General features: G+C 71.5%; 15 protein-coding genes and 2 pseudogenes. 9 read left to right on the top strand and 8 right to left on the bottom strand.

Annotated elements, in window-relative coordinates:
* Positions 1-81 precede the first annotated feature (81 nt).
* Complete coding sequence (locus tag OIE75_RS31030; protein WP_329474084.1) at positions 82-729, bottom strand: TetR/AcrR family transcriptional regulator; 648 nt, start codon at positions 727-729, stop codon at positions 82-84.
* Between the two features lie 213 nt (positions 730-942).
* Between OIE75_RS31030 and OIE75_RS31025 the strand changes: the two genes are divergently transcribed.
* On the top strand, positions 943-2,406 hold the full coding sequence (locus OIE75_RS31025) for an MFS transporter (RefSeq protein ID WP_329472909.1): 1,464 nt from the start codon (positions 943-945) through the stop codon (positions 2,404-2,406).
* Positions 2,407-2,463: 57 nt separating this feature from the next.
* Here the strand turns inward: OIE75_RS31025 and OIE75_RS31020 are convergent, their stop codons facing one another.
* From OIE75_RS31020 to OIE75_RS31005, 4 genes and pseudogenes are all read right to left on the bottom strand, one after another.
* A complete protein-coding gene (locus tag OIE75_RS31020) occupies positions 2,464-2,895 on the bottom strand; it encodes a VOC family protein (RefSeq protein WP_307015786.1) in 432 nt (143 codons plus the stop codon).
* Positions 2,896-2,944: 49 nt separating this feature from the next.
* Positions 2,945-3,973 (bottom strand): YdcF family protein, encoded by a 1,029-nt coding sequence (locus OIE75_RS31015; protein ID WP_307015785.1) that lies wholly within the window; start codon positions 3,971-3,973, stop codon positions 2,945-2,947.
* Positions 3,974-4,159: 186 nt separating this feature from the next.
* Positions 4,160-4,453 (bottom strand): annotated as a pseudogene (locus tag OIE75_RS31010) (RHS repeat-associated core domain-containing protein); the annotation flags it as partial.
* Between the two features lie 338 nt (positions 4,454-4,791).
* Positions 4,792-5,504, bottom strand: a pseudogene (locus OIE75_RS31005) (RHS repeat domain-containing protein); the annotation flags it as partial.
* Between OIE75_RS31005 and OIE75_RS31000 the strand changes: the two are divergent.
* Positions 5,479-5,946: a hypothetical protein gene (locus OIE75_RS31000; protein WP_329474172.1), complete on the top strand. Its 468-nt coding sequence runs from the start codon at positions 5,479-5,481 to the stop codon at positions 5,944-5,946. The pseudogene OIE75_RS31005 and the gene OIE75_RS31000 overlap by 26 nt on opposite strands.
* A gap of 6 nt (positions 5,947-5,952) precedes the next feature.
* On the opposite strand, the gene OIE75_RS30995 is transcribed toward OIE75_RS31000, so the two are convergent.
* Entirely contained in the window at positions 5,953-6,360 is a 408-nt protein-coding gene (locus OIE75_RS30995; RefSeq protein ID WP_329472908.1) for an ATP-binding protein, read from the bottom strand.
* Between the two features lie 112 nt (positions 6,361-6,472).
* Here OIE75_RS30995 and OIE75_RS30990 point away from each other — a divergent pair, with 112 nt between their 5' ends.
* Both OIE75_RS30990 and OIE75_RS30985 read left to right on the top strand, forming a co-directional pair.
* Positions 6,473-7,291, top strand: a complete 819-nt coding sequence (locus OIE75_RS30990) for a helix-turn-helix domain-containing protein (protein ID WP_329472907.1) — start codon at positions 6,473-6,475, stop codon at positions 7,289-7,291.
* A complete protein-coding gene (locus tag OIE75_RS30985; protein WP_329472906.1) occupies positions 7,288-7,470 on the top strand; it encodes a DUF397 domain-containing protein in 183 nt (60 codons plus the stop codon). The genes OIE75_RS30990 and OIE75_RS30985 overlap by 4 nt, the downstream gene beginning before the upstream one ends.
* Here the strand turns inward: OIE75_RS30985 and OIE75_RS30980 are convergent.
* Positions 7,427-8,932, bottom strand: a complete 1,506-nt coding sequence (locus OIE75_RS30980) for a carboxylesterase/lipase family protein (protein WP_329472905.1) — start codon at positions 8,930-8,932, stop codon at positions 7,427-7,429. The two genes, OIE75_RS30985 and OIE75_RS30980, sit on opposite strands and share 44 nt — an antisense overlap.
* A 140-nt stretch (positions 8,933-9,072) precedes the next feature.
* Between OIE75_RS30980 and OIE75_RS30975 the strand changes: the two genes are divergently transcribed.
* Positions 9,073-9,411, top strand: a complete 339-nt coding sequence (locus OIE75_RS30975) for an STAS domain-containing protein (protein ID WP_307015775.1) — start codon at positions 9,073-9,075, stop codon at positions 9,409-9,411.
* Positions 9,412-9,435: 24 nt separating this feature from the next.
* Here the strand turns inward: OIE75_RS30975 and OIE75_RS30970 are convergent, their stop codons facing one another.
* Positions 9,436-10,107 (bottom strand): GOLPH3/VPS74 family protein, encoded by a 672-nt coding sequence (locus tag OIE75_RS30970; RefSeq protein WP_329472904.1) that lies wholly within the window; start codon positions 10,105-10,107, stop codon positions 9,436-9,438.
* Positions 10,108-10,208: 101 nt separating this feature from the next.
* On the opposite strand from OIE75_RS30970, the gene OIE75_RS30965 reads away from it, so the two are divergent.
* Genes OIE75_RS30965 through OIE75_RS30950 form a run of 4 tightly spaced genes read left to right on the top strand, consistent with a single transcriptional unit; the run spans position 10,209 to position 12,857 of the window.
* On the top strand, positions 10,209-10,706 hold the full coding sequence (locus OIE75_RS30965) for a hypothetical protein (protein WP_329472903.1): 498 nt from the start codon (positions 10,209-10,211) through the stop codon (positions 10,704-10,706).
* The gene (locus OIE75_RS30960) at positions 10,703-11,050 is read left to right on the top strand and encodes a transcriptional regulator (protein WP_307015772.1); all 348 of its coding nucleotides are present in this window, start codon (positions 10,703-10,705) and stop codon (positions 11,048-11,050) included. The genes OIE75_RS30965 and OIE75_RS30960 overlap by 4 nt, the downstream gene beginning before the upstream one ends.
* Positions 11,047-11,967 carry an ABC transporter ATP-binding protein gene (locus OIE75_RS30955; RefSeq protein ID WP_329472902.1) on the top strand — a complete coding sequence of 307 codons (921 nt, stop codon included), beginning with the start codon at positions 11,047-11,049 and terminating at the stop codon, positions 11,965-11,967. The genes OIE75_RS30960 and OIE75_RS30955 overlap by 4 nt, the downstream gene beginning before the upstream one ends.
* Positions 11,964-12,857 carry an ABC transporter permease gene (locus OIE75_RS30950; RefSeq protein WP_307015769.1) on the top strand — a complete coding sequence of 298 codons (894 nt, stop codon included), beginning with the start codon at positions 11,964-11,966 and terminating at the stop codon, positions 12,855-12,857. Before OIE75_RS30955 ends, OIE75_RS30950 begins: the two co-directional genes overlap by 4 nt.
* The last annotated feature ends 238 nt before the right edge of the window (positions 12,858-13,095 follow it).

Genomic DNA, 13,095 nt, shown 5'->3' with positions numbered 1-13,095 from the left:
CCCCTCGACCGACGGCAAAAACACAGGGACCTCACTCCAGTGATCCCTGGCGGGGCGAAGACGCCGGCGGTCGTGCCGAGGTCAGGTGCCGGCTTGCAGGCGCAGGCCCGCCAGCGTGAGGTCCAGCGCGGCGAGGAACTGGTCCCGGTCGTCGTGACCGGCGAACTCGTCGGCGATGTGCCGTACGAACGGGAACTCCTCGGCGTCGAGCGACCGCCACGTCTCGGCGAAACGGCCGAGGTACTCGTCGCGGTCCACCTCGCCGTCGAGTAGCTCCTGCGGGATCTCCGCACCCAGGTCGGCAGCCGTGCCGACGACGACGCCCGTGATCGCCGAGACGGCATGGAACCGCTGCCGCGACGTGAGATCGAGGCGCAGGGTCTGTTGACCGAGCCGCTCGTACAGCCGCAGGGAGTTGCCCTGCACGTCGGTGTTGCGCATGAAGTACGCCGAGAGCCACGGCCGGTCCACGATCGCGTCGAACAGGGCGACGGCCATCGCGCGGAGGTCGGCAATGGGGTCGTCGCTGTCCGGGTGCTCCGCCACGGCGGCCAGGACCCCACTGATCGCATGGTCGGTGGCGCGGTCGAGGAGCTCGTCCTTGTTCTGGACGTACCAGTAGATCGTGCCGACACCGGTGCCGAGCCGGGCGGCGAGGGCGCGAAACGTCAGCGCGGGACCGCCGGCCTCGTCGAGGAGGGCCACGGCCGCGTCGAGGACGGCCTCCATGGAGTGCGAAGCGCGTCGGCGCCCGCGGGCGGGCCTCTCGGAGGCGGAGCGTGCACGTGCGGGCGGCGGTGTCATCCATCCATCCAAGCACAGCTTGCCTGCACGGCTTGCCTCTCTATCGAACATGGTTCTATGGTGCACAACGAACAATGTTCTATGAACGAACGCCGTTCGATTCCTGGCGGCGTTCAGCTTGCAGAAAGGAGGCCGGTCATGAGTGCCACCACCACCGAAACCGAGCCCGTCCCCACCCGTACCTACGGGTCACTGCGGGCGGCATGGATCCCGCTGGCCGCGCTCTGCCTGGCCTTCTTCGTCGAGATGGTCGACAACACACTGCTCTCGATCGCACTGCCCACCATCGGCCGCGACCTCGGCGGCAGCACGACCGCCCTGCAATGGGTCACCGGCGCCTACTCACTGACGTTCGGCGGCCTGCTGCTCACGGCGGGGTCCATGGCCGACCGCCTCGGACGCCGCCGCGTCCTGCTCGTCGGCCTCGCCGTCTTCGGCCTGATGAGCCTGTCCGTGATCGCCGTCGACTCCACCGGGCAACTGATCGCGCTGCGCGCCGGACTCGGCATCGCCGCCGCCGCCATGGCCCCCATCACCAACTCGCTCGTCTTCCGCCTGTTCGACGACCAGGCGCTGCGGATGCGCGCGATGACCCTGATGATCGTCGTCGGCATGTCCGGGTTCATCCTCGGCCCGCTGCTCGGCGGCACGGCGCTCGCCCACGTGAGCTGGCAGTGGCTTCTGCTGATCAACGCGCCGATAGCCCTGATCGCGGCCATCGGTGTGCGTCTCGGCGTCGCGCCCGACCGGCGCGAGGACCTCACCGACGACAGGCTCGACCTGCCGGGCGCCGCCCTGAGCGTGCTCACCATCGGCCTCGCCTGCTACGCCCTGACCAGCGGCGTCGAGCACGGTTGGCGCTCCGCCGCCACGCTCGCCTCGGTCCTGGGCGCCGCGGCCGCGGGCATCGCGTTCGTGTGGCACGAGCGCCGCAGCAAGGCCCCCATGCTGGACCTCGGGATCTTCTCCAACGGCACCGTCCGCGGCGCCGCCCTCGCCCAGACCGGCACGTCCGTCGCGATGGCCGGCGTGATGTTCGGGCTCATCCTGCACTTCCAGTACGCCTACGGATGGAGCCCCGTGCGGGCCGGCCTGGCGAACCTGCCGCTCATCGTGACGATGATCGCGGCGACCCCGCTCTCGGAGTGGCTCGCCAAGAAGTACGGCCACCGCGTCGCCTGCCTGGTCGGCGCGGCCTGTCTGACCGTGGCGCTGGCCGGCCTCGCCTGGGGCGTCGACCACGGGTACGCCGCCATCGCCCTCTGCATGGTCGTGATGACCGTCGGGCTGCGCACGGTCATGACCATCTGCGCCGTCGCCCTGGTCGAGGCGATGCCCGCCAACCGCACCTCGCTCGGCACCGCGCTCAACGACACCGCCCAGGAGGTCGGCACCAGCGTCGGGACCGCCGTCGTCGGCACCCTGATCGCCGTACTCGTCACCACCCGGCTGCCCGCGGGCACCTGGGGCAGCGGCCTCGTGCAGTCCTTCTTCCACGGCGAGCGCATCACCTACGGCGTGCTTGCCGTGCTCGTCGGCCTGATCGCGGCGGGCGGCGCGCTCACCCTGACCGACTCGCACACCACCGAAGAGCAGGCCTGAGGCAGGCCGTCGCGAGACCAGGCGGATGATTCCGGTGCAGACGCCGTCCTTCGGATATCAGTCGAGGCAGAACTCGTTGCCCTCGATGTCCTGCATCGTGATGCAGGACTCGTTGACGCCGTCGGCACGCTGCGTGAGCACGTGCTTCGCGCCGAGCGCCATCAGCCGTGCGCATTCGGCCTCCAGTGTGGCCAGGCGCTCGTCACCCACGAGCCCGGTGCCGGCCCGCACATCGAGATGCACCCGGTTCTTGACGACCTTGCCTTCGGGAACTCGCTGGAAGAGCAGGCGCGGACCCACACCCGAGGGATCAGCGCACGCGAAGTAGAGCTCCTCCTCGGGCGGCAGCGAGTGGTGGTATTCCTCCCACGTGGCAAAGCCCTCCGGGACCGGCGGCACGACGTACCCCAGCACCTCGCACCAGAAGGCGGCGAGGCGCGCGGGTTCCGCGCAGTCGAAGGTCACTTGGAACTGTCTGATCGTTGGCATCGGCGCACGATAACAGGGCGCCCGCTCAGCAGGGTGGGGAAAGGAAGCCCTACGTGACGGCCCCCGGCGACGGCCACCCCAGCCACCAGATGAACAGGCCGCTCAGCAGGACGAGCAGGAAGAGTGCGGCGTTGGTGCGGCGGTAGGCGACCAAGAGGGCCACGAACTCGCGGATCATGGCGCTCGGCCAGAAGTACGCGGCTGTAGGGGCACCGATCACGTGGCCCCGGATGCCGGTGCGGCGGGCGGTGATCGCGGCGCGGAAGACGTGGTAGTTGTTCGTGACGATCACGCACCGGTAGTCCGGATTCGCCCGCTCCATCAGGGCTTTGCTGAACGTCAGGTTCTCGTCCGTGGTCGTCGAGCGGTCCTCGCGTTCGATCAGGTCGGCGGGGACACCCTGGGTGACCAGGTAGTCGGCCATCGCGTGGGACTCGGGCAGCTTCTCGTCGGGCCCCTGTCCTCCCGAGGTGATCAGGACCGGGCGCCGGCCCTTCCTGGACAGCCGGGCGTGTTCCTTCCGGGCCCGGTCGAGGCGACCGGCCAGCAGCGGGGGCACGGTGGTGCCGCCGCTCAGGCCCGAGCCGAGGACCACCACGTAGTCCGCCCGGCGCCGGATGCGCAGACGTCCGTACAGGCCCCCGTAAACGAGGAAGCAGAGGAACAGGAAGGCCACGTAGCCGGCGAGCGCCACCGCCGTCGCCGCCACGACCACGAGCGTGTGCGTGTGCAGCACCAGCGCGGTGATCAGCAGCGCGAGCAGGGCGATCAGGGCGATGCCCGCCCCCAGGGACAGCAGGTTCGCCGGGCTTCTGCCCTCCTTGCGAACCATGGTGATCCCGTTGGCGATGAGGAACCACGCCAGCGTGACGACCCCCACGCCCGCCAGGGTCAGCAGAGCGACCGCCAGATCGCGGCCCAACTGGGTCCGCTCGGAGGCCACGTGCAGCAGGAGCGCGAGCACCGCGAAGACGGCGGACAGGCCCAGCAGAACCGCGTTGCTCAGTCGGCGGCGATCTCGAACCGCACCGGCACAGAACAGGAAGAAGCAGATGAACGACGGTACAAAGGCCACCATGCGCCGATCCTACGAGGCCTGGCGCTCCTCCGGCCGACCTCCGTGGTGCCCCGCACCGGCCGCTTCGCCGGGGGCGCCTACGAGGTGCGCTCCACGCCTGGGTGGCGCCCGGACATCAGGAGCGAGTCTTCCGGTGTGCCTGGAAGGCGAAGACCGCCAGAATCAGCCCACTAACCGCTGCGATCGAAGGTAGGGATTCTTCTCCTGGCCGGAGGGGTCGGGTTGGGTGAAGCGGCCCAGGGTGGGGTCGCAGTAGCGGTGGCCCATCTTGTAGAGGCCGGTCGGGTCGGCGTAGGCGCCGACAAAGCGGTAGGGCTGGGGGACGGACTCCGTCGGTGTGGTGCGCGGCAGCCCCGTCGGACCGTAGGCGTAGGTGTGGGTGCGTTTGCCGGTGTTGTCGGCGAGGCCGAGGACGTTGCCGGTGGCGTCGGTGAGGTAGTAGTAGGACTTCCCCACGATCGCCATGGAGTTCAGCGTGCCCGAGGCGAGGCAGGAACCTGCGTAGCGGTACGGCTGAGGCCTGGCCTGTGGTAGCCAAAGGCCAGGCCTCTTTGGTGCGGCCGCGTCAACAACTCACTGTCGGCGCCTTCTTCTGCCGATGACGATCACAGCTATCGCTCCGCAGACGGCTCCGACGATTCCGCACGCGAGAATGAGTGTGAGGTCCATCTTCAGCCTTCCATCAGCTATGGCCGTTCCGACCGGACTCTGCGGGCATCACGTCAGGTCGTTCCACAGGTACGTACCTGCGCCGGTGACAAGGCCGCCGGCCGCGCCTGTCGCAGCACCGATCCCGCATCCAGCCAGGGCGCCAGCACCACCGTGCAGCGCTGGCCCTCGAAGCCGCCGCACTCGGGGGTGGCCTTGTTGTACGTGTACTCCCTCACCCCGCCCGCCGTGCCCGACGTCGTCACCGACATCGTGTTGCCGTTGGCGTCGTACTTGAAGGAGTCCTTGCGGCCGTCGGCACTCGTGAAGTCGTTCGGCAGGGCGGTGCCCGCGACCGTCTGGTACGCGGACACGGACGCGGTCGCGCCGAGCGGCAGTTTCTGGGAGAGGGCGTTGTTGCGGCCGTCCCAGCCGTACGTGGTGGTGTTGCCGCCGGTGCCGTCCGCGCCGGTGCCCATGGCGTCGATCGCCGTCTGGGTGAGGTGGTTCTTGTAGGTGGCGTGGCGGGTGTGGCCGAGGGGGTCGGTGACCTTATGGAGCGGACGCGGTTGTGGCCGTCGTAGGTGAAGAGAGTGGCCGATCCCTCGGGGGTGGTCTCCTTCGTCACCCGGCGCGAGCCGTCGTACTCGTACGTGGTGGCCTTGCCCGCGGTGTCCGTCACCTTGACCAGGTTTCCGGCGCCGTCGAGGTCGAGGACGGCGGTGCGGCCGGTGTGGTCCTTGGCCTGCCACTGGTTCGGGTACGTCTTGACCAGGTCGATCCAGCGGCCGGAGCGGGTCTCGGTGAGCTTGAAGCCCTTGTGCTCGCCGCCCTCGTCGTGCTGCTCGACGGTGATCGTGCCCTTGTTCTTGTCCGTCACCTTCCCGTGGACGAAGCCGACGAAGGTGGCCGCTCCGGCCACGCCCGCCGGCAAGACCAGGGCGCCGGCCTCGCAGGCGGAGGCCGAGCCGTCGGCCGAGGTGGCCGCCTGGCGGGCGGCGCAGCAGGCCCGTACGGCAGGCGAGAAAGGCCGCAGCGGTCCGGCATTCCGCGCGGCGGCGGTTGCCGCCTCCGACTACCTGCCCGAGTGGGCCGGCCTGTTGCTGTGCTGGAGCCTGGCTCTCGCCATGGTCTCCGCCGCCGTAGAAGCGCTCTTTCACCCGGGCGCCGCGTGGTGGCCCCTCGCCTGGCCCGTGCCCTGGTACCTCATCCCGGTCGCCGCGCTCGCCTGGGGCAACTTGCGCCTGCGTGAGAAGGCCGCGGGCCGGCCGCCCTGCGACGAGCACAACGACCTGCCGGGCGAGGACTGGGACCGGGCGGCCTGATCCGCCCTACACGCCTCCCACCTCGAACCACACCACCTTGCCGGGGTCCCGCTCCCCCACGCCCCACTTGTCCGCCAGCTCCGACACCAGCAGCAGCCCGCGCCCGCCCTCACCGGGCTCCCGCACCTCCGCCTGCGGCACCGCCGGTACGCCGTCCCCGCTGTCGTGGACCTCCACGCGCACGCCGTCTCCGCAGGGCACCAACCTCAGCAGGAAGCCGCGGCCGGGTGGTACGCCGTGCACCAGGGCGTTCGTCGCCAGTTCGCTGACGCACAGCAGCACGTCGTCCACGCGCCCGCGCACGCCCCACGCAGTAAGGGTCTCCCTCGCGAACGCCCTCGCGGCGGGGACGGACCGGCGCTCCCGACGGTAGAAGCGCTCACGGAGGGACGGGGGTTGAGTTTCGGTGTTCACGTGACGAGGGTCACGCTCCGTGGTCACACTGAGACAGTGCGCAGGGCCGTACGGCCGGTTTGTACGGGCGCGCGATGGTGGACGTACGGGCGTGGGTGGGGAGTTCGACCTCATGGGGACGACGACACGGAGGAACGCCTCCGCGATGAAGATGGTGGGGGCGCTGCTCGCTCTCTACCGGCAGGCCGCCGGCCACACCCAGAGGTCACTGGGCGAACGCTTCGTCATCGGCGAGCAGCAGATCGCGTCGATCGAGCAGGGCCGACGTCCGCTGAAGCCGGATCTCGCCGAGCAGCTCGACGAACTCCTCGACACCAAGGGCGCGTTGTCCATCGCCCTGAGCAAGATGCCCGAGGTGGACCTGGTCCCGCTGTGGGCGGAGGAGTTCCTGGACAGGGAGCGGGAGGCCATCGTGATCTCGTCGTACGAGAACCAGGTGTTGCCGGGTCTGCTCCAGACGGAGGCGTACGCGTGGGCGGTGTTCCGCAGTCGCGTGCCGTTCTATGACGAGGACACGATCGCCCGCCTTGCGGCTGCACGTATCGATCGACAGGGCATCCTGCACCGCAAGGTCCCTCCGATCACGTGCTTCGTCGTATGGGAGCCGGTCGTACGGGCGCCGATCGGCGGCCCAGAGATCTGGATCGAGCAACTTCGACATCTGCGACGATGCTCGGAGTTGCCGGGCCTCATGTTCCAAGTCCTTCCTCAGGACCGCACAAGCCACGCGGGCCTGAACGGCTCGTTCGTACTGCTGGAGACCCCAGACCACCAGCGGCTTGCCTACACGGAGAACCAGCGTGGCAGCCAACTGATCGCTGACCCCGACGAGGTGGCGATCCTCACTCAGAAGTGTGCGATGCTGCGGTCACAGGCCCTCACACCCGAGGACACGAGGGATCTGCTGGACCGTCTCCTGGGGGAGCCATGAGCAGCACCGCACTTCGGTGGTTCAAGTCGAGCTACAGCGGCGACGAAGGCGGCAACTGCGTAGAGGTCGCCACCGAACCCACCGCCATCCACATCCGCGACTCCAAAACGCCCCCCGACGACACCACCCCGCACATCACCGTCGCACCAAGCGCCTGGACCGCATTCCTCGCATGGTGACGTCCGTCTTCCACAGGTCGAACTCCGCGTCGCGCGGGCCGTACGCCACATAGGGCTCGCCCTCGCCGAACACCCGGACGGGATGCGTGGCGTCCCAGGCCGCCCAGCCCGGGTCGCCGGACTCCGCGAACCGGACCCACGCCCCGTGCATCGCATCCGCCAACTCCTGCGGAGCACCCTCGCCCGCGAGCTTGCGGGAGTCGGGGAGGTCGCCGGAGTCGAAGACGAAGCCCAGTTCCAGGGCGTGGCAGGCGCCGAGGTCGGGCAGGCTGGACGGCCAGGCGAACTCGTAGACGTAAGAGGATCCGGGCCGCGCGTCGGCCACGCGGTGCAGCGGGATGCGGAGCAGGTGGTCGGTGACCAGCTGCCCCACCGTCTCGGCGGCACCGGCGTCGGGGCGCGCCGCGCGGTAGCCGCGTACGACCTCGTTGCCGCAGTGGCAACGGGCGCGCGCGCCCGCGAGGGCCACCGCGCCGAGCCGGTCGACGCGTTCGAGGAGGCCGCCGGGGACCAGCCAGAGCCGGTACTCGTCGCGGGTCCAGCCCATCATCAGGTCGACGTCGCGGGCGGCGTCGCCCTCGACGAGCGCGTCCAGCGGGTCCCGGGGCATCACGTCGCCGTCGACGACGATGCCGAAGGCGGGTCCGCCGAGGACGGGGCTGCTGAACCGGCCCACCTCGGCCTGGGCGCGCAGCAACTGGGCGCGGTCGGCGGCGGCGAAGGACTCGGCGGTGGCGGGTATCCGGAGGCGGGCGGCCATCCGGCGGACCATGCGCCGTACCTTGTCGCGGTCGGCGGCCTCGGGCGCGCCGCTCTGGAGCACCGCGCGGCGGAACAGCCCCTGGGCCCGGGGCGCGGCGAGCAGGGCGCCGGTGCTGATGGCGCCGGCGGACTGACCGGCGACGGTGACGCGGTCGGGGTCGCCGCCGAAGGCCGCGATGGACGCCCGCACCCACTCCAGGGCGGCGATCTGGTCGCGCAGGCCGGCGTTGGCGGGGACGTCCGGGAAGAGGCCGTAGCCCTCGACGCCGAGTCGGTAGTTGACCGAGACGCAGACCACGCCGTCCCGCGCGAAGGTGGCACCGTTGTAGACGGGCACCGCGGAGGATCCCCTGGTCAGGGCGCCGCCATGCAGCCAGACCAGGACCGGCAGCCGGGCGCCGGGGCCGGGCTCGGGCGTCCAGACGTTGAGGTTGAGGCAGTCGTCGCCGGGGATCGCCGGGTCGGAGAGGTACTGCGCGAAGGCCTCGGAGTACGGCGGTTTCGGCGCCGTGGGGCCGAAGGTGCCGGCGTCGCGCACCCCGTCCCAGGGCTCTGGCGCCACGGGCGGGCGGAACCGGCGGGGGCCGAAGGGCGGGGCGGCGTAGGGGATGCCGCGGAAGACGGCGACCCCGTTCTCGTACCGGCCGCGCACGGCCCCGTACACCGTGCTGACCACGGGTTTCGTCCGGCCTGCCGTCATGTGCCCACCAGCCCTTCGCCGCACTCTCGTACCGCTCATGGCACAGCGTCACCGTGTCCGTGTCTATTCCGGACCGTCCGCTTCGGCCCGGCTGGGGGACAATGGAAGCCACGCACGCCCGCACTGCGCAGGAGGCCGTCGTGACCCTCGACCCTCATCGCTCCACTCAGAACGCGCCCGTATGGATCGCCGAGGCGGGCGGACGGCACGCCGTGCTGGCCTTCTCCGGCACCCTCGACTCGCACGCGCTCCAGGTCCTGGAGGAACTGCTCATGGACCCGCGGCTGCGGGAGCCCTCGGACTGGACCCTGGAGATGAGCGGTCTGGAGAACATCGACCTGGCGTCCGCCTACGCGCTGATGCGGGCGGTGACCCGGGCGCACGAGCCGGTCAGCCTGACGGTCCGGGGTGCCCGTCCGGCCGTCCACCGGGTGCTGCGGCAGGCCGGGCTGGACACCGTGGTCACCTACGCGGAGTGATGTGCCGCATACCCGCTGCCGGCTTCAGTCGGTGGTGACGGCCGCCGCGGTGCCCGCGGTGACGGCGGCGAGGGTCCGCAGCACGGCCGTGTTCACCGCTTCCGCGCCCCAGCTGTCCTGCTCCAGCCTCTTGGCCCGCTGGTAGACCTTGCCCGACCAGGGGATCACGCGGTGCAGGCCCGGCAGGGTCCCGCTCGCGGAGAGCAGGCCGATCAGGGCCGCCGTGCGCCCGTCGGGCTCCTCCTCGTCCACCAGGACCGCGCGCACGCGTTCCAGCAGGGCCTCCTTGTGCCGGGTGTCGGCCGCTGACAGGGACGTCGCGGGGAACAGGCCCAGTACCTTCTTGCGCTCCCAGCGCACCATCCCGCGCTCGACGAGCCGGTCGAGGACCGTCTCGCGCAGGCCGGTTCCGATCTCGATGAGGAGGGTGTTGACCCCACGGGTGCGCGCGGAGACCTTCTCGTGGGCCCCGCGGAGCACCGGGTCGGACAGCGGGGCCCCGGCGACGGCGTGCACGCGCACACCGTCCATGCCCACGTCCCGCCGGTCGACGCGCAGCCGCCCGGCCTGCGCCAGTTCCACGAGCACGGCGCCGCCCTGGGTGTAGTACAGCGTCCCGGCGCCCGCGATGGCGCCCGAGGCGTCGTCGAACATCAGCAGCGTCAGGTCCTCGACGATGAGCGGATCCTTCTGCATGGTCCTCTTCCCTCCGTCCGCCCGACTTGCCTGCCGGGAAAGTCAAGAGTAACTTTCCCGGCAGGAAAGTAAAGCTGGACGTGGAAGGGGAGGCGGTGGGCGTGGGCGCACCGGTGAACGCCGAACAGGCATGGCAGGACCTCCAGCGCATCCGGGTGCCGCAGGAGCGGGTGTACGACGAGGTCGAGCGGTCCGCGTCCGGCGGTCCCCGCACGACGTACGGCACGGCCGCCCTCATGTGGCTCTTCCTGGCCGCCCAGGGCCTGGAGCCGCCCCCGTGGGGCGTCGCGCTCGCGGCCGTCGCGTACCTCTCGCTGCTGGCGTGGATGGTCGTGACGCACACCAACCGCGGCAGGGTGCGACTGCACCACTCCCGCTACGACTGGCGTTCCCTCGCCACGTTCGCCGGAGGCGCGGTGCTGGTCGGCGGGACGACCGTACTGACCGGGCAGTTGGCCGAGCCCTTGGAGCCCTTGGCGGGCAGCATGATCCAGGCGACCGCGGCGGCGGCCGTCTTCGTGCTGTTCGTGAACCCCGCCAACCGCTGGGCCACCGGCACGCTGCGCCGCCGGGGCACCGGCGCGGAGGCGGGCCGATGAGCGTCCCCAGCGGCTTCGACGAGCTGATCCACCCCGCCACCCGGCTGTCGGTGGTCGCCCTGCTCGCCGCCACCGAGTGGGCGGACTTCGCGTTCGTCCGCGACAGCCTCTCGCTCAGCGACTCCGCGCTCTCCAAGCAGCTGCACACGCTGGAGGAGGCCCAGTACCTGGAGATCCAGAAGGAGGGTGCCGGCCGCAAGCGGCGCACCAAGGTGCGGCTGACGGACCGGGGGCGCACCGCCTTCGAGGGGCATGTGGCGGCGCTCCGGGCGATCGTCGAGGGGGCCGGGCCGCCGGAGACGGCTGATGCGCGGGCACACCACCCCACGGAGGTCGCACGATGACCGGGCGCCCCACCCCCGTGGTCCAGGCACGCGCCCTGAACATGGCGTACGGCGACGTCGGCATCCTGCACGGCGTCGACCTGGACGTGCACCGCGGCGAGGTCCTGGCCCTGCTCGGGCCCAACGGCGCGGGCAAGACCACGACCGTCGAGATCCTGGAGGGCTTCCGGCAGCGCTCCGGCGGAGAGGTCCGCGTGCTGGGCACCGACCCGGAGCGGGGCGACGACGCCTGGCGGGCGCGGATCGGGCTGGTCCTCCAGTCCTGGCGCGACCACCGCCGCTGGCGGGTCGCCGAACTGCTGACCCACTTCGCGACGTACTACGCCGACCCGCGCGACCCGGCCGAGCTGCTGGACCTGGTCGGCCTCACCGAGCAGGCCGGGCGGCAGGTGGAGCGGCTGTCCGGCGGGCAGCGCCGGCGCCTGGACGTGGCGCTCGGCATCGTCGGCCGCCCTGAGCTGCTGTTCCTGGACGAGCCGACCACGGGCTTCGACCCGGAGGCCCGCCGCGAGTTCCACCTCCTGGTCGAACGGCTGGCCCGCGAGGAGGGCGTCACCGTCCTGCTCACCACGCACGACCTGGTCGAGGCCGAGCGGCTCGCCGACCGGATCGCCATGCTGGTCGGCGGCCGGATCCAGGCCCACGGCACCCCCGCGGAGCTGGCCCGCCGGGCCGCCGCGCGGGCCGAGGTCCGCTGGACGGCCGGTGACGGCACGCCCCGCCGCGAACGCACCGAGGACCCCTCACGGCTGGTGTGGGAGCTGCACCGGGACGCCGACGGCCCGATCGCGGACCTGGAGGTCCGGCGTCCGACGCTGGAAGACACGTACTTGCACATGGTGCACCGGTCGGATGTCGGTACCGACGGTACGGACGGTGCCGACGGGATCGCGGAGAGCGAGGCACGGGCCGCATGACGGAGACACAGCTGGAGCGGGAGGGCCCGCGCCGCACCGTCCGCGCCCCTTGGCGGGCCGGTTTCCTGCGCGGCGGCATCGAGCTGCGCCACCTCCTGCGCAACCCCAAGGAGATGTCCGGCCACCTCAGCAACGTGGTGGTGGCGCTGGTCGTCGCCGGATACGTCGGCGACGACGTGCCCGGGACCCGGACGCCGATGGCCCACCTGGTGCTCGCGGGCTTCGCCGCCTACCTGATGTTCCAGATCGGGCTGATCAATCTCCCGCAGATGCTGGTGACCGAACGGGAGGAGGGTGCCCTGCTGCGGCTGCGCGCCACACCCGGCGGGATCCCGGCCTACCTGGTGGCCAAGTCCCTGCTGGTGGTCGTCACGACGGTCGCCACCCTGGCCGTGCTGCTGGGACTCGCCGCGCTGCTGGTGGACGGGCCGCTGCCGCAGGGGCCGGGCGGCTGGGTGACGCTGCTCTGGGTCACCACGCTCGGGCTGCTCGCCGTCGTCCCGCTGGGCGCGGCCATCGGCGCGGTGCTGCCCAACCCGCGCGAGGCACTGGCGTTGATCATGCTGCCCACCATGGCGCTGCTGTTCACCTCCGGCACCGTGTTCCCGCTGACCTCGCTGCCCGTGCCGGTCCAGCAGGTGGCCTCGGTCTTCCCGCTCAAGTGGATGGCGCAGGGCCTGCGTTCGGCCCTGCTGCCGGACAGCGCCCGGACCGCCGAGGCGGCCGGTTCCTGGGAGCTGCCCACGGTCGCGCTCGTCCTGACCGCCTGGGCCGTGCTCGGCTTCCTCCTCGCCGTGCCCCTCCTGCGCCGCGCCGCGCGCCGCGAGTCCGGTTCCCGCCTGAGCGCGCGCCACCGCAAGGCGGAACAGAGCGGCGCGCTGCCCGCGTAGGGCCTGCCGGCGGATCATGCCGCAGATGCGGGGCCGGCACGCGCAACCGCGGCGTTGTCGTCACCCGCCGACTCCCCCACGCTCGGCTGCGCTCGCGGGGCGCCATCGCGTCGCCCCCTCCGCCTCGCCGCTGGGCGCACCAGACCTGCCCCCAGGCAGGCCCCGGCCCGACCGGGCGGCGTTCCCGTCGCCGCGCCGCGCCGTGCGAACGCTGCGATGCTGAGAGGGCAGGCGCGCT

The organism is Streptomyces sp. NBC_01723 (assembly GCF_036246005.1).
Classification (GTDB): Bacteria; Actinomycetota; Actinomycetes; order Streptomycetales; family Streptomycetaceae; genus Streptomyces.
This window is presented reverse-complemented; position numbering and strand designations above follow the sequence as displayed.